Origin of the sequence: Pseudomonas sp. PA1(2017), assembly GCF_001945375.1 — a bacterium.
Classification (GTDB): domain Bacteria; phylum Pseudomonadota; class Gammaproteobacteria; order Pseudomonadales; family Pseudomonadaceae; genus Aquipseudomonas.
In genome coordinates, this window is record NZ_MSXU01000009.1 from 1033942 (window position 1) to 1057478 (window position 23537).

The 23537-nt window shown below is 61.0% G+C and carries 21 protein-coding genes and 2 pseudogenes; 7 read left to right on the forward strand and 16 right to left on the reverse strand.

Going from position 1 to position 23537, the window contains the following annotated elements; translation table 11 throughout:
- Positions 1-8: 8 nt before the first annotated feature.
- From BVH01_RS11645 to BVH01_RS11685, 9 genes are all read right to left on the reverse strand, one after another.
- Complete coding sequence (locus tag BVH01_RS11645; RefSeq protein ID WP_075930464.1) at positions 9-1544, reverse strand: class I adenylate-forming enzyme family protein; 1536 nt, start codon at positions 1542-1544, stop codon at positions 9-11.
- Positions 1541-2329 carry a VOC family protein gene (locus tag BVH01_RS11650; protein WP_075930465.1) on the reverse strand — a complete coding sequence of 263 codons (789 nt, stop codon included), beginning with the start codon at positions 2327-2329 and terminating at the stop codon, positions 1541-1543. Before BVH01_RS11650 ends, BVH01_RS11645 begins: the two co-directional genes overlap by 4 nt.
- Positions 2330-2333: 4 nt before the next feature.
- Positions 2334-2756, reverse strand: coding sequence for a PaaI family thioesterase (locus BVH01_RS11655; RefSeq protein ID WP_075930466.1), 423 nt, complete (start codon positions 2754-2756; stop codon positions 2334-2336).
- An 83-nt stretch (positions 2757-2839) separates the two neighbouring features.
- A complete protein-coding gene (locus tag BVH01_RS11660; RefSeq protein WP_075930467.1) occupies positions 2840-3853 on the reverse strand; it encodes a zinc-binding dehydrogenase in 1014 nt (337 codons plus the stop codon).
- 17 nt (positions 3854-3870) lie between these two features.
- Entirely contained in the window at positions 3871-4854 is a 984-nt protein-coding gene (locus BVH01_RS11665; RefSeq protein WP_075930468.1) for an ABC transporter substrate-binding protein, read from the reverse strand.
- Positions 4855-4880: 26 nt separating this feature from the next.
- Positions 4881-5645, reverse strand: a complete 765-nt coding sequence (locus tag BVH01_RS11670) for an ABC transporter permease (protein ID WP_075930469.1) — start codon at positions 5643-5645, stop codon at positions 4881-4883.
- A gap of 1 nt (position 5646) precedes the next feature.
- Positions 5647-6408 carry an ABC transporter ATP-binding protein gene (locus tag BVH01_RS11675; protein WP_075930470.1) on the reverse strand — a complete coding sequence of 254 codons (762 nt, stop codon included), beginning with the start codon at positions 6406-6408 and terminating at the stop codon, positions 5647-5649.
- Positions 6405-7133: a GntR family transcriptional regulator gene (locus tag BVH01_RS11680; RefSeq protein ID WP_075930471.1), complete on the reverse strand. Its 729-nt coding sequence runs from the start codon at positions 7131-7133 to the stop codon at positions 6405-6407. The genes BVH01_RS11675 and BVH01_RS11680 overlap by 4 nt, the downstream gene beginning before the upstream one ends.
- A gap of 450 nt (positions 7134-7583) precedes the next feature.
- Positions 7584-8714: a cysteine desulfurase family protein gene (locus BVH01_RS11685; RefSeq protein WP_075930472.1), complete on the reverse strand. Its 1131-nt coding sequence runs from the start codon at positions 8712-8714 to the stop codon at positions 7584-7586.
- 217 nt (positions 8715-8931) lie between these two features.
- On the opposite strand from BVH01_RS11685, the gene BVH01_RS11690 reads away from it, so the two are divergent.
- Positions 8932-9393: an Lrp/AsnC family transcriptional regulator gene (locus tag BVH01_RS11690; protein WP_075930473.1), complete on the forward strand. Its 462-nt coding sequence runs from the start codon at positions 8932-8934 to the stop codon at positions 9391-9393.
- Between the two features lie 242 nt (positions 9394-9635).
- Here the strand turns inward: BVH01_RS11690 and BVH01_RS11695 are convergent, their stop codons facing one another.
- The 6 genes and pseudogenes from BVH01_RS11695 to BVH01_RS11715 all read right to left on the reverse strand — a co-directional run bounded on the left by BVH01_RS11695 (position 9636) and on the right by BVH01_RS11715 (position 16425).
- The gene (locus BVH01_RS11695; protein WP_075930474.1) at positions 9636-12152 is read right to left on the reverse strand and encodes a TonB-dependent siderophore receptor; all 2517 of its coding nucleotides are present in this window, start codon (positions 12150-12152) and stop codon (positions 9636-9638) included.
- A 209-nt stretch (positions 12153-12361) separates the two neighbouring features.
- Positions 12362-13195: a FecR family protein gene (locus BVH01_RS11700; protein ID WP_075930475.1), complete on the reverse strand. Its 834-nt coding sequence runs from the start codon at positions 13193-13195 to the stop codon at positions 12362-12364.
- 3 nt (positions 13196-13198) lie between these two features.
- The gene (locus BVH01_RS11705; RefSeq protein WP_075930476.1) at positions 13199-13735 is read right to left on the reverse strand and encodes an RNA polymerase sigma factor; all 537 of its coding nucleotides are present in this window, start codon (positions 13733-13735) and stop codon (positions 13199-13201) included.
- Between the two features lie 331 nt (positions 13736-14066).
- Positions 14067-14351: pseudogene (locus BVH01_RS25190) on the reverse strand (methyl-accepting chemotaxis protein); the annotation flags it as partial.
- A pseudogene (locus BVH01_RS25090) lies at positions 14352-15365 on the reverse strand (PAS domain-containing protein); the annotation flags it as partial.
- Positions 15366-15834: 469 nt separating this feature from the next.
- On the reverse strand, positions 15835-16425 hold the full coding sequence (locus BVH01_RS11715) for a TetR/AcrR family transcriptional regulator (protein WP_075930478.1): 591 nt from the start codon (positions 16423-16425) through the stop codon (positions 15835-15837).
- Between the two features lie 133 nt (positions 16426-16558).
- Between BVH01_RS11715 and BVH01_RS11720 the strand changes: the two genes are divergently transcribed.
- From BVH01_RS11720 to BVH01_RS11730, 3 genes are all read left to right on the forward strand, one after another.
- Entirely contained in the window at positions 16559-17782 is a 1224-nt protein-coding gene (locus BVH01_RS11720; protein WP_075930479.1) for an MFS transporter, read from the forward strand.
- A gap of 123 nt (positions 17783-17905) precedes the next feature.
- Complete coding sequence (locus tag BVH01_RS11725) at positions 17906-18991, forward strand: MFS transporter (protein WP_256562771.1); 1086 nt, start codon at positions 17906-17908, stop codon at positions 18989-18991.
- Positions 18992-19161: 170 nt separating this feature from the next.
- The gene (locus BVH01_RS11730; RefSeq protein ID WP_075930481.1) at positions 19162-19710 is read left to right on the forward strand and encodes a hypothetical protein; all 549 of its coding nucleotides are present in this window, start codon (positions 19162-19164) and stop codon (positions 19708-19710) included.
- Between the two features lie 115 nt (positions 19711-19825).
- Here BVH01_RS11730 and BVH01_RS11735 read toward each other — a convergent pair whose 3' ends face one another.
- Positions 19826-20251 (reverse strand): hypothetical protein, encoded by a 426-nt coding sequence (locus tag BVH01_RS11735; protein ID WP_075930482.1) that lies wholly within the window; start codon positions 20249-20251, stop codon positions 19826-19828.
- Positions 20252-20548: 297 nt separating this feature from the next.
- Here BVH01_RS11735 and BVH01_RS25195 point away from each other — a divergent pair, with 297 nt between their 5' ends.
- The 3 genes from BVH01_RS25195 (at position 20549) to tcuA (ending at position 23537) form a co-directional block, all read left to right on the forward strand.
- A complete protein-coding gene (locus BVH01_RS25195) occupies positions 20549-20734 on the forward strand; it encodes a LasR-specific antiactivator QslA (RefSeq protein WP_371915601.1) in 186 nt (61 codons plus the stop codon).
- Between the two features lie 276 nt (positions 20735-21010).
- Positions 21011-21946: a LysR family transcriptional regulator gene (locus tag BVH01_RS11740; RefSeq protein WP_075930483.1), complete on the forward strand. Its 936-nt coding sequence runs from the start codon at positions 21011-21013 to the stop codon at positions 21944-21946.
- A gap of 136 nt (positions 21947-22082) precedes the next feature.
- The gene (gene tcuA, locus BVH01_RS11745) at positions 22083-23537 is read left to right on the forward strand and encodes an FAD-dependent tricarballylate dehydrogenase TcuA (protein ID WP_075930484.1); all 1455 of its coding nucleotides are present in this window, start codon (positions 22083-22085) and stop codon (positions 23535-23537) included.

The window sequence follows — 23537 nt, forward strand, 5'->3', positions numbered from 1 at the left end:
GGTAGGTCCTAGGCAGATTGCGATTCAGACGGTCCGGTGGTCCGGTCACTGTCCAGGAGGTTTCGCCGAGCCCTGTCGAGCAAGGCCTTGCGGTCGATCTTGTGGGTGGAGGCCAGCGGCAGGCTGTCGAGGAACCACACCCGACGCGGATGCTGGTAGGCCGGTGCATGGGCCAGGGCGAAATCCTTGATGGCCCCCTCACCGACAGCACTGCCCTGGCGCCGGACGACGAAGGCCATGGGCTTGAACCCTTTGATCTCGTCCTCGACCGGCACCACACAGGCCTGCTGCACCTCGGGGTGACGCTCGAGAAGCTTTTCCACCTCACCGGGGTAGATGTTCTCGCCGCCACTGACGAACATGTCGTCACGGCGGCCGACGAAGGTATGGAAGCCGTCGGCATCACGGTGAAATACGTCGCCGGTAACATAGAAACCATCGACCGTGAACGGTACGGCCAGATCCGCGCGGTTGTGATAGCCGGACATCAAGCCCAGGCTTTTCAGTTCCAGCACGCCCTCGTCGGCCAGCGCGCCCGCCTCGTCACGCAGGCGCACCTGCACGTCCGGATGGGCATGCCCCACCGACAGCGCCGGGCTGGGCAGGCCCTGGGGGTGAGGCCCGAACACCACCGGCCCGCCTTCGGTGGTGCCGTAGGCATTGATGACCCGCGCATTGGGCAGCAAGCGGTGGATCTGCGCCAGCAGGCTGGCACTCACCGGCGCCGAGCCCATACGCACCACCCGTACCGAGGACAGATCGGCATGCGCCAGCAGCGCCTGCTCGCGCAGCATCATGGCGATCATCGGCGGCACGGCGGTCAGCCAGGTGCAACGGTAGCGCTGGATCGCCTCGATGTAGGCCGCAGCGCCGAACTGCGGCAGCAGCACCGCGGTGGCCCCGCTGGCCAGCACCAGCAGCGCCAGGGCCAAGGCATTCATGTGATACAAGGGCGCGGCGATCAGCGTGCGCTCATCGGCCAGCGGCGTGGCCTGCAATCGGGTGCGCACGATCCACAAGTGGGCGCGGTGGCTCAGCACCACACCCTTGGGTTTGCCGGTGGAACCCGAGGTGTAGAGCATCATCGCCGGCTCGTCGCCCTCGGGCTCGAAGGCGCTGAACGCCCCGGGCTCGGTGAACGCCTCGAGGCCCTCCGCCTCCAGCGACACCCAGGCCCTGCCCGCGGCAACCTGTTCATGGGGCGCATCGCAGAACAGCAGGCGCGCACCACTGTCGGCGATGACGAAGTCGATCAGCGCCTTGGGGAAGCGGTGGTTGACCGGCACCGCCACCAGCCCGGCACGCATGATGCCCAGCAGCGCAGCGATCGATGCCGGCGAATTGAAAGCCAGCAGCGCGACACGCTCTCCGGCCACCAGCCCACGGGCCAGCAGGCCATGGGCGATACCATCGGCCCGTGCATCCAGCTCGGCATAGGTGCAACGCGACTCGTTGAGTTGATTGTCCAAACCGATGAACGCCAGTCGCTCGCCAGTGGCCTGCGAGTCGAGCACGCGGCCCAGGTTACGGGTCTGCGGACTCATGCCAGGCACTCCAGTACGGTGGCGAACGCCGGGATGGCAATCACCACCCGGTCTGCCGCCTGCCGATGGGGCAAACCAAGGCTCGCCGCACGCTGCGCCAGATCCGCCGGGTCACCACCGCGCAAGCCGATCGACACGAAACGCTCCGGCCGCGCTTGTGCGGCCTCGGGCGCCTGAATATCCCGGGTGCGCCAGGCCTGCTCGTCGATGACCTCGAGTGCGAAACGCCCATCGAAGCGCCCCAGGCGCCCGAAGAGTTCGCGCATGTGCACCGGCTGCTCGCTGACCACCGTCAAGCGCTCGATGCTGTGCACGCCATTGGCATGGCCCAGCCACTCGGGCCGCCATACCAGCTCGGGTGTTTCGTGGTGGCAGAAATACACGCGGCCTGCCTCGAACTGCCCAGGCAGCAGCCGGACGGTACCGAAGCGTGCTTCAACAGAGGCCCCATCGACCTCCACCGGCCTGGAGAAATGCTGCACCGGCTGCACCAGAAAACCGGCCTGCACCAGAGCCGCATGGGTGCGGCGCGGGTCTTCACTGGCCAGCACCACGCCATCGATGCCGAGGGGGCTGTCGAGAATTTCCTGCCGCAGACGCTCGCCCCCGACCGGCAAGCCGATCAGCTCCAGGTAGCCCTCGGCGAACATGATCAGGTTGTTGATCGAGCCGAGGGAATGATGCCCACGCGGCGTGAGGGTGAACCCCAACCCCGCGAAGACCTCTGCCGCCCCATCGAGATCGAAGCGCGCGTTGATGACCAGGTGATCCAGTACCGCACTCATGGAATCACGCCTTCGGTGCAGGCGTGGCATAGACCCCGCGGCCACTGGCGACCAGGTTGCCTTCGCCATCGAAGACCTGCGCCTCGGCCACCGAGAACTGCTTGCCGAACTTGATGACCGTGCCCTTGGCACGCAGATCGCCCTTGGCCGGGCGGTGGTAATCGACTCGCAGGTCGATGGTCGGCACGCCCTTGCCGGTCCTGGACACCAGCGCCCAGTCCGCGGTCAGGTCGACCAGTGCGGCAAGTATGCCGCCATGGGTGTAACCACCCTCGACGTTGACCACCCACTCTTCGCGCCATGTCGCACTGAGTTCGATGCTGCCCTCGCCCACCGCTTGAACCTGCAGGCCCAGCCATTGGTGATAGGGGCCCTTGAGCAGTTTGGCCTGAATGTCGGCAGCGCTCGGAAGTGTCGTTTCGGTCATGAGATCAATCCTGTTGAGTGTTCAGAAGGTCGTGCAGTCGCCCGCAAACGGGCGACTGCAAGGTGCTGATCGATGCAAGCCGATCAAGGGGTGACGACCACCTTGCCCAGCACTTCCCGGTCACGGATCAGCGCCAGGCCTTCAGCGGCCTGTTCGAGGGGCAGGACGCGGTCGATGATCGGGTCGATCTTGCCCTCGGCGATCAGGTCGAGCAGGCCGACCAGGTTGTCTTCGTAGAAGCTGTTCGAGCCTTTGATGTTGAGCTCGAAACTCCACACGTAGCGCAGGTCTTCCTTGGGGTCGTGGCCGGCAGTAGCGCCGCACACCAGCAGCGTGCCGCCACGCTTGATGCACTTGAGCGAAGGCAGCCAGGTGTCGCCGCCGGTGAAGTTGATCACCACGTCCACGCCGCCTTCGTAGTTGCGGCGCTGCGGCTTGCCGTACTGGCCGATGGCCCACTTGGAGAAGTCGGTATCGCGGTAGTTGATGACGTGGTCGGCACCCAGCGCCTTGAGGCGCTCGCCCTTCTCGTCGCTGCCGGCACAGGCGATCACCTCGGCGCCCAGCAGTTTGGCGAGAATCACGCAGGCGGTACCCACACCGCCGCTGGCACCGAGGATCAGCACGCGGTCCCCGGCTTTCACGGTGTTGTGGGTGATCAGCATGCGGTGGGCGGTGCCGTAGGCCACCGGCAAGGCCGCTGCCTGTTCGAAACTCACCGCATCGGGAAGGCGGATCAATTGCCGTGCATCGACGCGAGCGTACTCGGCCATGCCGCCATCGACCATTTCGCCCATCAGGCCGACATCGGGTTTCAGCGGGTTGATCAGTACGCGGTCACCGACATTCCACCCCTCCACGCCTTCACCCAGTTCGCTGATGGTGCCGGCCAGGTCGAGGCCGATGACCACCGGCAGCGGCACCTTGATGCCGGGCATGCCCTTCACGGTGAAGACGTCGTGGTAATTGAAGGACGATGCGCCAACGCGAATTACCACGTGTCCGCTGCCCACTGCCGGTATCGGCCTGGTCACGACGCGCAACTGGTCGAGGTCGCCGTGTTCGTCGAGTACCAGGGCTTTCATGGTCTTGCTCACAGTCGTTGTCTCCGTGATTACTGGATGTGTTTGGCTTGGGTGTAGGGTTCGGTGGCGAACAGGTCGTCCTTGAGTTCACCCTTGATCAGGCCGCCTTCGACGAACACCTGATGCTGGCGTCGCAGGGTCTCGATGTCGGCCGGTTCGAAGGCGATACGATTCATGGCATCCCACTGGCCGACGTACACACGGGCATCCTTCTCGGGCAGGTTGGCGCTCTTGCGCAGGATGCGGACGACCTCATCCGGATTCGCCTTGCCCCAGGCGAGCGTGTCGCGCAGGCCGGCGATGACGCGGGCGACAACCTCCGGCTTGTCGTCAACCAGCTTGGCGGCGACCGTGCCGACGCCTATGTACGGCACCGCTTCGGAGTGCGTGAGGGTCTTCCATTCCTCGGCGAAGCTGCCCAGGCGCTTGACCTTCAATTCGTCTTCGAGCTGGGCGATGGTGACCGAACGCAGGGCCGCGCCATCGACCTGCTTTTGCGCCAGGAACTGCGCCAGGCGCGACTCGTTGCCGCCGACCAGGGAGAAATCGTTGGTCTTGATGCCATGGTTGCCGGCCAGCACCGCGCCAGCGATCACCGCCACCGACGAGCCAGCTGGCGACATGCCGATCTTCTTGCCCTTGAGCTCGGCCAGCGAGGTGATCGGCGAGTCGGCCGGCACCACGAACTGCACGTCGGCCGGTTGGGTCGCAGCGAAGATGCGGATCGGCACCCCTTCGGCGGCGGTTGAGAACACCCCGGCCAAGGGAGCGCCGAACGCCAGATCGATGGAGCCGGCCGCCAGTGCGCGAATCGGCGCATTGACGTCGGGGAAGTGCACGAACTCGGCCTCGATGCCGCGCTTGGCGAGGAAATCCTTGGACTCGAGAACCGAGCCGTAGCCCAGGCTCACGCCGCTGGTCCAGTAACCGATGCGGACCTTGTCCGCCGAATGAGCAGCAAGAGGCAGCACCGCGCTCGCGGCGAGGGCCGCGACGGCAATCAACTTACGCATGGAGTGATCCTTGATAGAGGGAGGAACTAGGGGGTTTTCCAACGGAACAGCCGACGCTCAAGAGGCTTGAGAACACCCGCCTCGAGCGACAACATCAGGGCAACCAGCAGCACGGTCCAAGCGAATACCTGATCGCTCTGCACCAGATCCGCGGCTTGGCGCAGGCGATAACCGATGCCATCGGAGGCACCGAGCGTCTCGGCCACCAGCGATACCCGCCAGCCAAAGCCGAACGCCAGGCGTGCGCCGGAAAAGAAGTACGGCAGAATGCTCGGCAGAGAGATCTTCAACAGGATCTGCAGCCGCGACAGGCGAAACGAACGCGCCAGCTCCACGTATTGCCGTTCCACGGTTTTCGCGCCCTGCCAGACGTTGGTCAGGATCAGCGGCATGGCGGTCATGAACACCACGAACACCGTGGTGGCGTCGGAGATGCCGAACCAGATGATCGCGAAGATCGCCCAGATCGCCGACGAAACGGTGTTGAACACTGACAGCACCGGTTCGAAAAAACGCGCCAGTGCCGGGCTGCTGCCCAGCGCCAGCCCCAAGGGCGTGCCCACCAGCGTGGCCAGGGCGAAGCCACTGAACACGCGCCCGAGTGTGGCACTCAGGTCATGCCAGAAGGTGTCGCTGTGCAGCAGATTGCCGAGCGCGGCGAAGACCTTCTCCGGCCCCGGCAAAACGAACGATGGCAGGCGGCTCGCGGCGTACCACCAGAGCAGACCGACTATGGCGATCAGGGCAAAGCGTTGCAGGGCGAGGCTGGAAAATCGCTTGGCGGTTTCCATGTCAGACCTCCAGGCGCAGGCGGCGAACCTGCTCACTGACGGCGGGCTCGGTGGGCACGCGCGGGCGCGGCAAGGCCATCGAATGAATCGCGCGAATGCGACCGGGGCGCGGCTCCAGTACCACCACCCGGTCAGCCAGGACCACGGCCTCCTCCACATCATGGGTGACGAACAGCACCGTCATCCCAGTGAGTGCCTGCAGGCGCAGCAGCTCATCGTGCATCTGACTGCGGGTCTGCGGGTCGAGCTTTGAAAACGGCTCGTCCATCAGCAACACCTGGGGCTTGACCACCAGGCTGCGCGCCAGGGCCACGCGGCTGCGCATGCCGCCAGACAACTGATGCGGCCAGGCTTTCGCGAAGGCCTCCAGCCCCACCAGACGTAACACTTCGGCAACGCGCTGGTCACGTTCCGCCTTAGCGATGCCGATGCCCTCCAGCCCAAAGGCGATATTGGCCTGTACGGTGCGCCAGGGCAGCAGACGATCCTCCTGAAACAGATAGGCGATGCGTCGCCAGTCACTGAACGCCGCCACGCTTTCACCAAAGAGGCGAAGCTGCCCCTGATCCTCAGCCAACAGCCCGGAGACGATGTTGAGCAAGGTGCTCTTGCCGCACCCCGACGTGCCCAGCAGCGCGACTATTTCGCCCTGCCCGACGTCGAAGGAAATATCACGCAGCACCTCGAGTGCATCGAAGCGCTTGCCCACGCCCTGCAGGCTGATCGCCGCTGTCGAAAGGTGCTGCTGCAGCGCCGCGTTCATCGGGCCAATCTCGCGGCCAACAGTGGCAGCGACGCGCCGGCTTCGCTGAGGCTGGCATAGACCTTTTCCAGCGTCATGGCCTGAAAGGTCTCGATGTGCCGGCGGGCAATCAGCTCGGCGCGCTTGCCGTCGCCGTCTTCGAACGCGGCGATCATCGCGTTGTGATCATGCTTGATCTCGGGTTTGGTGCCCTGGACGTTGAAGCCCAGTGCTACCAGGCGAGTCATCTCGTCCATCAGGCCGGACAGTGTGCGCAACAGACGCTCATTACCCGCAGCTCTGGCGATCTCCAGGTGGAATGCCTTATTGGCGTCCATGAACACGTCGATCTGATCAGGCAGCGGCACCGGGTGGCGAACCCGGCAGGCGGCCTCTAGCTCCCGCAGGCGCTCGATGTCGACGCGGCCGACCGCCAGACGAGCAGCCAGCGGCTCAAGCTGCACGCGCAGGGTGAACACTTCCTCGACATCCTTCACCGTCACCGGCGCAACCTGATAGCCCTTACGTGGCAGCGACTGAATGAAGCCTTCGTGGGCCAGGCGAGTAAGGGCGATGCGGCAGCTGCTCTTGCCAATTCCATAGGCCTCCATCAACCCTGGCTCGGTCATCAACGCACCGGGCATCAGCCGGCAGGAGAGGATGTCGCGACGAATGCGAGCGTAAGCCGAATCACCCTGACTGGTGGTGTCGACTGGCTGGAAAGATGATGCAATGGATAACGACATTCGGCAGCCTATCAAGTGGCAGTGAGCAGCTCACAGGGCCGGCCTGTGGTGCCTACGGATAGCCGCTAACCTAGACTAGAAGAGGTCGATTTCGAACGAATTAATTCCGCTATATATATAAACTGGAGGTATAGACTGAGCTTCTCAAGAAAACTTTAGCGTATATAAAAACCGCTAGGAGCCTTATCGTGCGCGGCCTGAAGCTTTGGTTGAGCATGCCCTCACCACCCTCAGGGGTAGCCTCCAGGCGGCGTCTGATAGCCATATTTTTTAGGTGTGCGCGGTCGGCGCAACCTGAGCGCCAGCAACCGATGCGCCTGACGAACATGACTGAAATACGTCTGCCAGGCGTTCTCGTGTGGAGACTTGGCGCGCCGCTGCCGTCACGACATGGCTGATGGGTACGGTGCTCGAACGGCACAAGAGCAGCGTGAAGTGCTGCTCAGCGCATCACTGCGGCAGGCACTGGCGAATCGCATCCGTGGCAGCCTCGACATCCTCGAGCGTGGTGTAGCGCCCCAGGCTCAGACGGATGCTGCGATAAGCCTGGGTTGCATCCAGGCCCAGCGCGAGAAGCACGTGAGACGGCGCATTGCTGGCCGAATTGCACGCCGAGGTGGACGAAAAAGCCAGGCTGCGGCTCAGGCTTTCGACATTGAACCAGGGGTTATCGATGCGCAGATTTAACGTGTGCGGCACACGTTGAGTACCACAGCCATTGAGCTGCACGCCGGGAAGGCTTAGTAAGCCTTCGCGCATTTGCACGCTAAGCTGCGCGATACGCCGGTTCTCCTCGTCCATTACCTCATTTGCTAATGCGAACGCGCTGCCCATGCCCACGATCTGGTGAGGGGCCAGGGTGCCGGAGCGCAGGCCCTGTTCATGGCCACCACCATGAATCTGTGCTTGCACCAGCGGGCGCGCACGCTCCCCCACGTATAGAGCGCCAATGCCTTTGGGGCCATAGGTCTTGTGCGCCGAAAACGACATTAGATCCACCGCCAAATGGGACAGATCGATCTTCACCTTGCCGGTCGCCTGGGCGGCGTCCACGTGAAACAGCGCGCCACGCTGGCGAACCCGCTCGCCGATCGCTGCAATGTCGGTCAGGGTGCCGAGCTCGTTGTTGACGCGCATCAGCGACACCAGCAGGGTGTCGTCACGCAACGCTGCGTCGACCGCATCAGGCTGGATCAGTCCATCACCATCGGGCTGCAACCAGGTAACGTCGAAGCCCTCTAGCTCCAGCTGCCGGGCAGTATCGAGCACAGCCTTGTGTTCCAGGCTACTGGTCACGATATGCCGGCGTCCCTGTGTTGCGGCTGCCACGCCTTTGAGCGCCAGATTGTTGGATTCGGTAGCACCCGAGGTCCACACCAGGTTATCGGCAGTAGTGCCAACCAATTCGGCAACCTGCCGACGCGCCGTCTCTACTGCAACACGTGCCCGTTGCCCAAACGAATGCGAGGATGAAGCCGGGTTGCCGAAAATGGTATTGCGCCCCATGTGGGCCAGCATGTCCTGAATCACGACATCATCGATAGGAGTGGTGGCAGCGTAGTCGAAATAGCGCTCTGTCATGGGATACGGCCTTCTGGGTCGAAAAAACGCCACCTAAAGCGGCGGATCAGAGCGAATATGCTAGGGGAAAGGTACAAGAATAAATTTGATATTTAGCTGCTACCTTCAAGCAGAAAAGAAATTTAATTCCACTCAAAATCATTTCAACGGAATTTATTTCCAATAATATTTGATTAAGTGCTTTTGTTATTCCTCAATCATCTTAACGAGCTACACCATGGATAAGTTCGATCACGCCATCCTCAGTCTTCTGCAGCACGACTGCACCCTCGCGCTGGGCGAAATGGCCGAGCGCGTAGGCCTGAGCAACACCGCCTGCTGGCGACGCGTTCAAAAGCTGGAAGAGAGCAAGGTGATTCGCGCGCGGGTGGCGCTGCTGGAGTCGCGCCATGTCGGTGTACCGGTCACGGTTTTCGCCTTCGTGCGCACCAATCAGCACAATGCCGACTGGCTCAAGCAGTTTCATGACAAGGTGTCGGCCATTGACGAAGTGGTGGACTTCTACCGGCTGGCTGGCGTCACCGATTACCTGCTGCGTGTGGTCGTACCGGACATCGAAGGCTACGACGCGGTTTACAAGCGGCTGATTGAGATACCCGGCATCGCGGATATCAGCTCCAGTTTTGCCATGGAGCGTATCAAGTCCACTACCGCCCTGCCCCTGCCTGCCGGTATCTAGCCCGAAGTGAATAATTGCACCAGTCGGTTGTCACTTACCGAGCCTGAGATCCAGGCCCTGGTAGCCATGCAAAGCCCAGGGATCGCATCCGCTGCCACAAGGGGTATGCGCCATTGACCATTAACTGCGAACAGCCGTGCTCGCGATTCACTTAGCTCACCAGGTGCTGTGTCGTCGGCCCGTTGGGTACGCCGAGCAATACGCCCGCTGTTCACGGCGGGCGTTACAGCATAATTGCCCGCTTACCAGAAGGTTCCACGTAAGGTCAGTGTGAAGTTGCGTGGCTCACCGTAGTAATTGCCGTATTCGGAGGTACCGACACTGGCGTAATAGGTACGATCGAGAAGATTGCGACCATTGAGGGCCACGGTCCAACTCTCATCTATGTCGTACTCGACCATCGCATCGTAGAGCGCGTAGCCCGATTGACTGAAGTCGTAGTCATGGCTATCGACGGCATTACCAGCATTATCGAAACGATATGCCTTGCCCGATACGTAGGTAGGACTGGTTGCCGTTACACCACCGCCGACGCGCCAATCCGAGAGAGAACCTGGCAGGGTATAGACGCTCCACAGCTTGAGCATGTGCTTGGGCGTGATCGTGCTGTGCAACGTCGACTCAGTGTCATTGCGCACCTGGTTATAGGTGTAGCCGGCCAGCAATTGCCAACCTGGCGCAATTTCCCCGCTGGCTTCCAGGTCGATGCCCTTGCTGGTGATCTTGTCCTGAGCGAGGAAGCAGCAGGATCCGCTATAGCCGAACGGTGGATTGGGATAGGCAGGGTCCGTCACTGCCTGATTCTCACGGGTGATGTAGAACAGCGCGGCGCTGACGTTCATCGCGCCCCCGAACAACTCGCCCTTCAGGCCAGTTTCGTAGGCCTTCCCTGTCATGGGCTCGATGGAGGTCGGTGCATCCTCGGGCGCCTGCATGCTCAGCGATTGCGGTTTGAACATTTGCGAATAGCTGGCATAGGCCGACCATTCGTCATTGAGGGCATAGATCACGCCTCCGTAAGGGATCAGCGTCGTCCCCACTCGATCGTGCACTGGGTCATCCGTCGTCCAGCCACCCGTGCCATCGGTATTGGCAGCCGTACTGTATGCATGCTCGAACTTGTAGCGCTGGGCTCGCGCGCCCAGCACTAGCTTGAGGGGATCGGTGAGTTGCAGACGCAGGGTCGAATACGCCCCATATTGCTCTCGGGTGTTGGGAGCGTAGTCACGCCAGAAACCACGGCTCGTTCCAGTGTCCGGCAGCGGAGTAGCGCTCGGATTCCACAGGTCAATCAACCCACCCTTGCCGTTCACGCCCAGCGCCGCGCGCCAGCGGCTGGTGACTTTCTGGTAATCGGCCCCCAACAGCAATTCATGCCGACGGCCGAAGGCCTCGAAACCCCCAGAGAGATTCACATCGAATACCGATTGCTTGCTCCAGCTGGACACGTAGCTGCCCCACCAGTAGGTGCCGGTATCCGTTGTTTCATCCACCGAACCGTAGGGGATGATGCCCTCGGTGCTGGCCGTATTGAAGGAGTGGGTGTAGGAAGTATTGAGTGTCCAATCCTCGTTGAAGTGGTGATCGAGCTTGGCGAACCACTCGCGAGATTCACTATCGCTCCACGCACGGTTGTTGGTGAACCAACGGTGCCGCGGCAACTTCAGGTCACCGCCAGTGCTGTAACGCGGCAAGCCGTCACCCGTGCCATTTTCTTTTACCTTGTCGTAGCTGCCGCCGAGGGTCAGCAGGGTGTCGTCGGTCAGATCGGCTTCGACGATGCCGTACAGGAAGGGCTTCTCGGTGCTGCGGTTGTCCATGAAATACTGGCGATCGGTGTAGGCTGCCACGGCACGACCACGCAAGCGGCCTTCGAATCCCAACGGGCCGGTCAGGTCGACCTCGCTGCGGTAGTTGTCCCAGGAGCCGGCGGAGGTATTGAACTTGAGTTGGTAACTGTCCAGCGGGCGCTTGCGTACCAGATTGACGATGGCGCCTGGATCGCCGCTACCGCCCAGCAGTGCACTGGCGCCTCGCAGCACCTCGACATGATCGTAGGCCGCCATGTCGTACTGCCGCTCACTGTAAAAGGTCCCCACGCCAGTACCGATATCCATGGGCGCGGCGCCGTCTATCTGCAAGTTGTCGATGCCGAAGCCGCGGGAGTAGAACGCCAGGGTGTTGTAGTTGGCATTGCGTAGCGTGATGCCGGGTGTCCACTTCATCGCGTCGGCCAAGGCCGTCATGCGCTGGTCCTCGATCATCTGCTGGCTGATGATCGATACCGCCTGTGGCGTATCCTTGAGGCTGACCGGCGTCTTGGAACCCACGCTGACCAGGCCTGTGGTGTAGGAACCGCTATTCTCGGTGGCCTCCCCCATGCCCTGCCCCTGAATCAGCGTCGCGCCAAGATCCAGTGCATTGCTCGCTGAAACCGGTTCGGCCACCACAAAGCTGCCATCTGCCGTTTTCTCCACGCTCAGGACCGAGCCGCGTAGCAGCTGTTGCAAGGCCTGCTCGACGCTCAGCTCGCCACTCAACGCTGGAGCCCGCAGGCCTTCGGCGCTATCGGTGGCGAACAGTATGCGCGTGCCGGTCTGTTCGGCCAGGGCATTGAGAGCCTGGTCCAGCGGCTGGGCGGACAAATTGACGCTGTGCCTGGCCTCTTGGGCATGCAGGCTGGAAGCCAGCAGGATGCTGGCAGTCAACAGTGACAGCCGGCCAAACCGCGAGCGGCGCGATGGTGCGTTGTTGTTCATGGAGCTCCCCAATGACGCGATCAGAAATGACGTTCACGGGAGAAGGCGGATGAGCGTCGCGGGATGTTGAGGTCGGAATGTGAAAAATTCTCGTTTATTGTTGATAGCACTGTGGCGAGAGCGAACACGGGTCCGATTTATAGGAACGGGCATGCCCGTGATTTAGCGCCCATTGCGCTCACACGGTAGTTCGCAGAACGCTTGTTTCTCTATCGCCCGCTCACCACAACGCTGCCATCGCCACCGCGGCTGAGCATCACCGGCAGGATGGCCGGCAACAGGTCGATCAGTGATTCCACCGCCGCACTGTCGAACTCGCCGGACACCCGCAGCTCGCCAAGACGCGGATCGGCCAGGCGAATCGGTGCCTGGCGGTAACGGCGGATATCGGCGAGCACGTCACGCAACGGTGTGCCATCGAAGCGCAGCTTGCCCTGCTGCCATGCGGTCGCGCGGAGCGGGTCGAGCGAGGTCACAGAGCCCAGCCGCTCGCCACTGGCCAGCAGTTGCTGGCCACCATTCAGGCGCTGCGGTGCAGCCTGAGCCGTCGATACGTCCACCGCGCCGTCAATGACGGCGACAGCCACCCCGCGGCTGTCGCTGCGCACGTTGAACACAGTGCTGATGTCGCGCACCGCCACGCCCTGGCTGCGCACGATGAAGGGCTTGTCGCCCGGCGCCACGGTGAAGGTCGCCTCGCCGTCCAGCAGCTCGAATTGCCGGCTGCGCAAGCGCTGTTCGATACGCAGATGGGTCGCGCTATTGAGGGCGATCCGGCTGCCGTCGGCCATCAGCAAATGGTCACGCTGGCCGTAGGCCGTACGAATCTCGTCGCTATGCCAGGCCGGATCGACGGCCCATAGCAACGCAGCCACTGCAACTAGCGAAAGGCTACCGCCGAGCAGTTGCTTACGCCGCCGCTGGCGGGCCGTCTGCGCCTTGGCCTCCGCCAGCAGCGCTTCGCGAGACGGCACTCGATTGCGCAGTGCCTGCTCGAATGGCGTCAGCGGGTCATTGCCATCAGGGCGGTGGGGTTCGGTCATGACTCAGCGACGTCCTGCCAGGGCTTGGCGCGCCGGTTCCCAGTTCTGGGCGATGCTGCGCATGGCTCGGGCGAAGTGTTGAGTGACCATGTTTGCCGAAATGCCCAGTTCGTCAGCGATCTCACGCTGTGGCATACCGTGGATGCGGTGCAGCAGAAAGACTTGTCGCGCCCGGGCCGGCAGCGCATCGATGATGGCCAACAGCGCCTCGAGTTGCTGTTCGAAATCCAGCGCCGCCGCACCGTCGAGCCCATGCACATGCAAATCGGGTACGTCGGCAGTCGGCTCGAAATAGGCGTCACGGGTGATGTCCGCACGCCGACGGTCGATGGCGCGATTGAAGGATGTACGGCGCAAGAAAGCGAACGGCAGCTTGACCGCCTGCTGGGGTGGCTTCTCCAGTAGCTGCAGGCAAACGTCGTGCACTACATCTCGGGCGAATTGGCTGCCGTGAAAGCGCCGACGAATATAGGCGACCAAGTCATCGTAGTGCAGCGCCAGAGCGCTGATGAGTTCCGAGTTGGGAGGAGACTTGGCCATGAGAAGAATGCGGCTAACTGAAAGTGAGTCGCATTATATATAAACACCCGCAGTTGCCTATCCTGGGCAGACCTTGATTTCGGCCTTTGCAAACATGCATGGTCCTACGGAAGTGAATTTCGTTTTTTCGCTCGTTTGATCAGATTTCGGAAGCGTCGCCGCCCTGCTTTTGGGCAATCTAAGCGCCCGCGCGACGATGGTCCTCGGCCAGAAGATGACCGTCCACGTTCTGCGTGCGCTTGAGCATGACGGCCACAGGCCCCATCAAAGCCGATCAGCAGGAAACTAGGCAGCCGTCGATTCACCCGGCAACGCTTGCCGATCAGGAACGCATCATCTGCGCCGCCTGCTCGGTGGCTTCCGTCGTCCGGGTCGCTAGCTTTCGCACCTCATCGGCCACCACAGCGAAACCTCTTCCCGCCTCCCCGGCTCGGGCCGCCTCGATCGCCGCGTTCAACGCGAGTAAGTTAGTCTGGCTGGCAATGCTCTGGATGGTGCCGACAATCTGCGTGAGCTTCACGATGTTGGCTTCCAGACTGCGCTGGTGAGCTGCCTCGGTCTCGCGCATGGCGTTCTGCTGATGCTCGAGATCAACGTCCACCAAGGCACCGACCACACGCAGCGGCGCGCCTGCGGCGTCACGCTTGGTCTGCCCGCGAGCCCGGAACCAGCGGTACTCACCACTCTTCATCTTCAAGCGGTATTCGATGTCGAAAGGTGTCTTGCCTGAACGGTCGTTCAGGTGGGCCTGGAACGCTTCGAGGCTGTAGGCCTTGTCCTCTGGATGCAAGCGCGATGCCCAGCTGTCCAGCACATCAGGGAACTCCTCAATCGTCTCGAAGCCCAGCAGGCGACGGAACTGCGGCGACCACCAGAACGGGTTCTTCGGGTTGACCGGGTCACCGGCGATCACCTCCATGTCCCAGAGGCCGTCCGAGAGCATTTCTCGGGCAAGCTCGAAGCGAGTGATGATTACATCGTGCTCCTCCTCACGCTGCAGCTCATCGTGGATATCCCGTAGCGCCCCGGCGACACGCAGCGGTACGCCACGGCTATCACGAAGGGTTTCGCCCTGGGCGAAGAACCAGCGGTAGGTGCCATCCTTCATGGCCAGGCGATTTCTGACCCGATAAGGGGTCATGCCGGACTTGTCGTTCAAGTGCCGAGCGAAGGCATCCAGCGTCGCCGCCTTGTCCTCGGGATGCAGGCGGTCGGCCCAGCTGGCCAGTACGTTGGGAAAGTCTCGCTCATCACGAAAACCCAGCATGGCCCTGAGCTGCGGCGACCACCAAAACTGGTTGCGCGGGTTCACTGGGTCCCCTGCTACCACCTCCATATCCCAGAGACCTTCGCTGGAAGCTCTGTTGACCAGATCGAAGCGCGTCTCTGAGGCGCGCGCGCCAGCATCTGCTTCAGCCAACATGCGCCGCGCGGCCGCCAGCTCGCGTTCAAGCTCGGCAATGCGTGCGTCATTCTGCACAGCTTTCTGTTCGCGTGAGGTCCATTCACGCTGCACTTCTACCCAGTTGGCGGCCCTACGGCTGGCCGCGCCTTTGGCGGAGATCGGGAGCGAAGCGCTCAGTTGCTTGAGAGCCTGGAGCTCACTGCGCGGACGAAAGAGATGGAGCATGGTTCGGTACTCGGAGGAAATGCTAGAAATGCCGAATCCATGGCGAACGGGGGTGCTTTTCAGCTGGCTGGCAACGCTGTGCCGGAGATAGATGAGCTGTCAGCGTCGGATAGGACTGACGTGGCAGCGGAAAGGTTGCGCCTTTTTTGCCATCATTATGATATCGAACTTCGCGGGCAGCGCGTGCGACATCGCTAACCGACTTTGCAACTCAGCCTTGAAATGGCGAGCAGGCTCAGCGCCCGGATAGCAAGCGCTGAACTACCCCCTTCAGCTCCATCACAGAGAAGGGCTTGAGCAGCAATTCAGTCTGGCCGCACTTATTACAGCGATTCGAGCTAGCTGTAACTGATGCTGAGTGCGCCGCACCTGCGTGCTTGCGCCCGAGGCGATGTCGAATGGCCAGCCGTCGCCCCTCGACCATCAAGGCATTGGCGAGCACAGCACTGTGGTTCGGTCGACTCGGCTGCTACTTTGAAGTCCGTACTAATAATCCGCGCAGCAGAAGATCCAGAGCGCTGATTCCTCGTTCCAATCGCTTGGAGCTCTCTCGCTCGGCAATCCAGAACGCCGCCTCGGACAAACTGCCATAAATCAGCGATGCCAAAGCCTCGGCATCCGCTTCAGCAACAACACCCTGCTCAATCAGACCTTCGATCAAGCGTTGCATGGACTCGATGCAATGCCGTTGCGCCTCGGGCGAAGCCCCGCCAAGGACAGATCTGGCATCTCGCAGAACCAAACGTTGGATTTCCGGTTCAAGCGCCATTTCCAAGTAGGCCTGGCAGCGTTCTCTGAAACCTTCCCAGGGATCAGCAGCATTGTTGGAGATGGCTCGCAGGCGAGCATCCATTTCCGCGTCGATCTGCTCAACCACCGCGGCCAGTAACCCCCTCTTGTCACCGAAGTGGTGGTATAGCGCGCCGCGGGTAAGACCTGCCTGGGCAGTCAGGTCATCCATTGAGGTATCAGCATAGCTGCACTCGCTGAATACCTTTCGTGCCGTGGCCAACAGCGTGGCCCGGGTTTGTTCCATCTCGGCGCGAGTTCGGCGAGCCATCAAAACTCCTTACATACGGAATGCACGACTGTTTACATACGCGGCGTATGTATATACGATCTTATTCATACACCTCGTATGTATTTTCCGTCCCACTGCGATGCTTTTGCAAGCTGGCTCCATGGAGGGCTTGATGGCTACCCCCTATCGCGAACTTTTCCAAGCACCCGGCACCAAGGCTTTCACGCTCGCGGGATTGGTTGCTCGAGTACCCCTGCCTATGACGGGTATTGGCATTATCACAATGTTGTCCCAGCAATACGGCAGCTACGCGCTGGCTGGAATTGTGTCAGCCACTTTCGTGCTCACTTACGCCCTGGTATCACCGCAGATCTCACGCTTGGTCGACCAGCATGGGCAGCGTCGTGTGCTTCGTGTAGCAACCTTCATCAGCGTCACTGGATTGCTGATGCTCATCAGTTGCTCGTTCTATGGAGCGCCCTATTGGAGCCTCTTCATCGGCGCGCTTTTGGCCGGTTTCATGCCGAGCATGTCGGCGATGGTGCGGGCTCGCTGGTCATGGCTGTATCGGGGCCAGCCCCGTCTGCAAGCTGCTTACTCGCTTGAGACGGTCTTCGATGAAGTGACCTTCATTGTTGGCCCGCCGTTGTCCGTGGGCTTATCGGTCATGGTTCAGCCGCAGGCAGCCTTGGTTGTCGCTGCACTGATTTTGCTGCTCGGTGCGTCCGCGCTCTCTGCACAGCGAGCCACGGAGCCACCAGCTCAGCCTCACGAATCACATGCACATTCGCGATCTGTCATTCGAATGGCGAGCGTACGGCTCCTGACCTTATTGATGGTGGCCATGGGTGTAATCGTCGGGACAGTTGATGTAGTCAGTGTGGCCTTCGCGCAGGACCTCGACCGTCCTGCGGCGGCCAGCTTCGTGTTGTCAGCCTATGCCATCGGTTCCTGTGTATCAGGACTGGTTTTCGGCGCTCTTCAGCTAAAAGCCCCACTTCACCAGCAACTGCTGTTGGGGACTCTGGCCACCACCGCTACCACAGCACCACTGATAGTCGTAGCGAGCATCCCGAGCCTGGCCGTAGCAGTGCTTGTAGCGGGGCTGTTCTTTGCGCCCACCATGATCGTAGCGATGACTTTGATCGAGCGCTCGGTGCCCGAGCAAAACCTGACAGAGGGAATGACTTGGCTGTTGGCTGGACTGAATGTTGGTGTCGCACTGGGGGCTGCCGTATCCGGCCAGCTTGTCGATGAGATCAGCGCTAGAGCCGGATTCTACCTTTCGCTAACCGCAGGCGCCGCCGTGCTGGCCATAGGGCTGCTGGCATGGATGCGACTCCGCGCCGATGCACGGCCCCCATCAAGACAGTGTGACTCCACCCTTTCTATTTAGTCGATTTCAAGGATTCGAATCATGGCTATCTGCTCAGAAACATCCAGAACACGTGCTGCAGAGAACTCGTGGCCGGCGGTAATCGCAGTGGGCTTGGCAACCTTCGCTGTGGTGACTACAGAAATGCTTCCGGTCGGACTGTTAACCTCCATCGCGGCAGCATTGCAGACTACAAATGGAACGGCCGGCTTGATGATTTCGCTGCCAGCACTCTTGGCCGCGGCATTTGCAGCCTTGGTCGTAATCGCCTCTGGGAGCATAGACCGGCGAAAAATCCTATGTGGGTTATTGGTGCTGTTGTTGATCGCCAACATCGCGTCTGCTTTAGCACCCAACATGACATGGATGCTGGCGGCACGTGCATTGGTAGGTTTCTGCATGGGGGGTATCTGGGCGATTGCTGGAGGACTCGCGGCCCGGCTCGTCCAAGCCAATGCGATCGGCCTGGCGACGTCCATCATATTTGGTGGCGTTTCTGCGGCCTCGGTACTGGGTGTGCCACTCGGCGCGATTGTTGGGGAGCATCTGGGATGGCGCTGGGCATTTGCGCTGATGGCCCTCCTGAGCGGATCGATCCTGGTGCTGCACCTTGTCGTTATCCCAGCGCTCCCCGTAATCGGCTCGACAACTGCGCGCCAATTCGTGGAGCAGTTTGGTAATCCCAAGCTGCAAACGGGGCTGCTACTGACCGTACTTCTGGTGGCCGGACACTTTCTTGCATTTACATTCGTTCAGCCCCTCCTTCTCGACGTATCCGGTCTGGATGCACGTTGGATAGGTACGTTACTTTTCGTTTATGGGGCGGCTGGGCTCGCCGGAAACTTTTTAGGCGGCACCAATGCCACTAGCAATACGACCTTGACTTTGGTGGTGATCGCAGCCGGATTGGCACTGACATCAGTAATATTTCTCAGCCTTGGGCACAAGCCGTCTGCAGGAGTCATTGCACTGCTGTTATGGGGCCTGGCTTACGGCGCAGTGTCGGTCTCGCTGATGACACTAATGATGAAAGCGGCGCCGCAGGCAATCGAGACGGCCTCCGCTCTATACGTGGGTACATTCAACATCGCCATCGCCTTGGGATCGTGGATGGGGGGACAGTTGATTGACACCACTGGGCTTACGGGAAACCTCTGGGTGTTTGGCGCATTGGCCACTGCCGCGCTTCTTTTGTCCTTGAGGCTCCACAGGACAGAGAATGCCCCCTAACGAACCTGAGACCTATTCGATCATCACCCATGCGGTTATTGCTTGAATCAGTAAAGCGAGGGCAGCCCTTACCACTCACGAATTAATAGCAATGTATCCAGCTGCTCAGGGTCGACTTCCATAGCGGGCGCTCAATTGGTGGGCGCCCAATACCAGGATCAGTTTTTCCCATGCGATACGCAGCACTTCATCCGCTCAATTTGCTCAACCGGATCAATCGCAACGCCTGCATCGCCCTAACCGCTGTAGCTGGTTTTACGATTTTAGCTGGCTGCGTAGCCAATGATGAAAGCGAGAGCGGCGCTATATCTACCAGCTCTCCGATGGTCTCAACCAGCACCAAACTGTCGCCCCTTAACGAAAGCGACATCACGGGCAACCCGGTGAAGGGAGAGCTTGTATGCACCTTCTCCGCCGGGCGCAGCACGTTCTTTTACGTTGCAGGAAACGTGGCAACCAAGGGTGCCTCAGAGGGGATTCTGAAGTTCGGCGACCGGGTGATGAAGGTCCACGCTCCGGGTGGGTTCGACTCCATGCAACGTGGAAACCTGTTCAAGGGAGAGCGGGTGGTGGCCGAAGTGAAGCTGAAGGAGAAAGCCGATCAGCCTGAGAAAGCTGGAACTAAAGGAGCGGCCTCCTTCCCTGCCGCAACCCTCACCTACATCCGAAATGACAGTGCGATGCGTGCCATTGAGGGCAACTGGGAATGCGGGCCTTGAGCAGGATCGAATTGGCTAGCGGCTCGTATTTTGGGAATGTAGCGTTCTAGCTCCACTGAGCTGCTGAAAGATATACAAAAACAAGAAAGCCCGCGTCAGCGGGCTTTCTTGTTCATTATGGCTCAAAGCGCGTACCGCACGCATGGCAAAGCCAAGTGCGGCGCCACTCTTGCAGCTTGTCATACTGGGAGACGTTGAAATTCCAGTGGCGGACAAAGCCGATCACGCCGACGGCCGCAAGCACCAATCCCATGAGGGATTTGCTCCAGTCAATTTGAGTCAGCTTCAGGCCATCGTACGCAATGATCGCACCGATAACCGTCATGATGACGGGCCCCAGCAGACGCTTGCCCGGGGGCGGGCCTACGCTCGCCGCCAGATCGGTCTGGTGACGAGCATTCGTTTCGACCCTGACAGGGCCGTAACCGGTGTGAGTTTGGTGAGTCGACTGGGTGCGAACAGTACCTGCGGCATGAATAACTGACAGGAGCTGGACATTTTGTCCCTGACAGTGCGGACAGCAGATGGGGTTGTTGCTCATCTCGTGCTCATTCCTTTGATGGGCGGAAAAGCTCATTCTAAAGCAGTTCGCCCATACAACGCACCAATTGGGGTCACTCTATTGCCCCTAGAATCCGATCTCCATCACGCGGTATGCCCCCACGGGAGGAGGTGCATTATTTCCCCCCGCACACCAGTTTGCTCGACTGTTAGGCAGCAGCAAAAATGTGCCTGGCTGGCGACGCTAGGCTATTAAAAATGACCCGGTGATGATATTGACGCCCTTGAGGCCGCCCCATAAGTCAAGCATCAGGCGCTTGCAGACCAGCGGCAGTAGCTGAGCAGCCTCAGCCCTGGGCCAGAAGACGTTGAACCATGCCCTTCAGCTCCTTTACCGCGAAGGGCTTCAGCAGTAGTTCGGTCTGTCCGCTTTTCAGCGCGATCGCCGAGCCCAGGTACTGAAATCGCCTGGGCAGCCGATTGCAGGGAGGCAATCAACCGAAGCGTGAAGCGGGCCCACTAGAAGACGTATCTCGTGCTGAACATCACGTTGCATGGTTCACCGTAATAGCCGGTGAAAAAGGTCGGGGCCGGAGAGCTGAAGTACTGCTTGTCGAGTACGTTCCAACTACGGCTTCTAGCGAGTTGCTTTAGCTGGCTGCAGATGCTGCTTCTCCCATTGCATCGTGGATGTTTGAATGACGAGGTCAGCGTCAGTAGGGAGAGCGCGTTTCTTGTCTCATTCCACGTCCTGCACAAACCGTATTTCCTGCATTTCCCACAGACCGGCGGATAGGCGATGGAGCTTAGACAACTGCGTTACTTTCTCAAGGTGGTCGAGCACGGCAGTCTGGGCCGTGCGGCCCTGGAGCTGAGCGTAGGAACCTCGGCCCTGAGCCAGCAGATAAGCAAGCTGGAGAACGAGCTCAGCACCCGCCTGCTGACACGCAGCAGTACCGGTGTCTCACCCACCTCGGCTGGCATCGCCTTTCAGCACCATGCCCAACTCACCCTGCGCCAGGCGGAGAATGCCGCCCAGGCTGCCCAACGAGAGCGCATGAGCGGCTACGTAAGCGTCGGCTTCGCACCCAGCACGTCCTCAGTGCTGGCTCTGCCGCTGATTGCAGTAATGCGCCAGCGTTATCCGAACATCCAACTTCACCTAGTGGAAATGCTTTCCGGCTATTTGAGTAGCCAGCTGCACGCACGCCAGCTGGATATGGCGATACTTTTCCACGGTGATTCGGGTAGGCGCTGCCGCGTCAGGCCACTTCTCGACGAGAAGCTCTTCTTGATAGCAGCCCCGAACCTGCCTGGTATGCCCACCAGCGACAACGTCAAGCTCGATGAACTTGCACAGTTGCCACTGGTGCTGCCGAGCGTCCAGCACGGCCTGCGCACCACCATCACCAATGCCTTCGCCCATTCGCGCTGCGAACCCACCGTGGTGATGGACATAGATGGGCTGGCGCTTCTGATGGACGCGGTCAAGGCCGGCTATGCCGCCACCATTCAGCCAGGCTCGGTTGCCGCCAGGGCTCGCGAGCAAGGGCTGCACGTCGTGCAGATCAGCGATGCTCACGCAGGCCGGCGCAACCTGCTGGTGTCCCTCCCCGACGACGAGCTGTCACCCGCTGCACTGGCCGCACGCGTAGCGATTCTAGATACCACTCGCGAGCTGGTCGGCAGTGCTCGCTGGCCCGGCGCCCAGTTGCTGGATGAGCATGGCGCCTGACCTCGGAGTGGGTGTTTAGAAATACTGAACACCCCACGCCATTCCTGGCCTTTCGAGCCACCGTGCGCCCTCCTAAAGTCCCTCGCCAGACGGGGAGCCCTATCGTGTAGCGCTCCTCTGCCAACGAGGAGACACGATGATCGATGTTCTGGTTATAGGCGGTGGCAACGCCGCACTATGTGCCGCGCTGATGGCCCGAGAGGCCGGGGCCAGCGTACTGCTGCTGGAAGGCGCCCCACGCGCCTGGCGTGGCGGCAATTCGCAGCACACCCGCAACCTGCGCTGCATGCACGAGGCCCCTCAGGATGTTCTGGTCGATGCCTATCCTGAAGAAGAATTCTGGCAAGACCTGCTCAAAGTCACCGGTGGGCAGACCGACGAGCACCTGGCGCGCTTGGTCATCCGAGCCTCGTCCAACTGCCGCGACTGGATGCGCAGCCACGGCGTGCACTTCCAACCACCCCTGTCCGGCGCCTTGCACGTGGCACGCACCAACGCCTTCTTCATGGGCGGCGGCAAGGCGCTGGTCAATGCTTACTACCGCAGTGCTGAGCGCCTGGGTGTCGAGATCCGCTACGACACCCCCGTCGACGACATCGAACTGGACGGTGATCGCTTCGTCGCCGCGCACATTAGCGCGCGGGAAGTCGATGGCAAGCAGTATCCAGCCGAGCGCATAGAAGCGCGCACCTGCGTGCTGGCAGCCGGCGGCTTCGAGTCCAATCGCGAATGGTTGCGCGAAGCCTGGGGCGTCAACGAACGCGGCGAGTGGCCAGCGGACAACTTCCTGATTCGCGGCACCCGCTTCAACAACGGCGTACTGCTGCGCAAGCTGATCGATGCCGGTGCCGAGACCATCGGCGATCCGACACAGGCTCACATGGTGGCCATCGACGCTCGTGCGCCGCTCTATGACGGCGGCATCTGCACCCGTATCGACTGCGTATCGCTCGGCGTAGTGGTCAACTGCGAGGGTGAACGTTTTTACGACGAAGGCGAGGACTTCTGGCCCAAGCGCTACGCCATCTGGGGTCGACTGGTCGCCCAACAACCTCGCCAGGTGGGGTTTTCGATCATCGATCAGAAGGCCATCGGGCGTTTCATGCCACCGGTTTTCCCCGGCACCACGGCCAACAGCCTGGAAGAACTCGCCAGCAAACTCGGCCTACCGGTCGACGCCTTCGTGAAGACCCTGCAGGCCTACAACAGCGCCTGCGTGGGTAACGACTTCGACCATACCCGCCTCGACGGCTGCCGCACCGAAGGCGTTACGCCAGCCAAGACTAACTGGGCACGCCCCATCGATACCCCACCCTTCTACGGATACCCGCTCAAGCCAGGGGTGACCTTCACCTACCTAGGCCTGAAGACCGACGACACCGCCGCCGTGCACTTCGCTGGCAAGCCAAGCGCGAACCTGTTCGTCGCCGGAGAAATGATGGCGGGCAATGTCCTCGGCAAGGGCTACACGGCGGGCGTCGGCATGTCCATCGGCACTGCTTTCGGCCGTATCGCAGGAAGCCAGGCTGCCGCGGCAGCCGGTCATCGCCGCCATACAACAAGCGACGGAGAATCCCGTGCAATCGCCTGA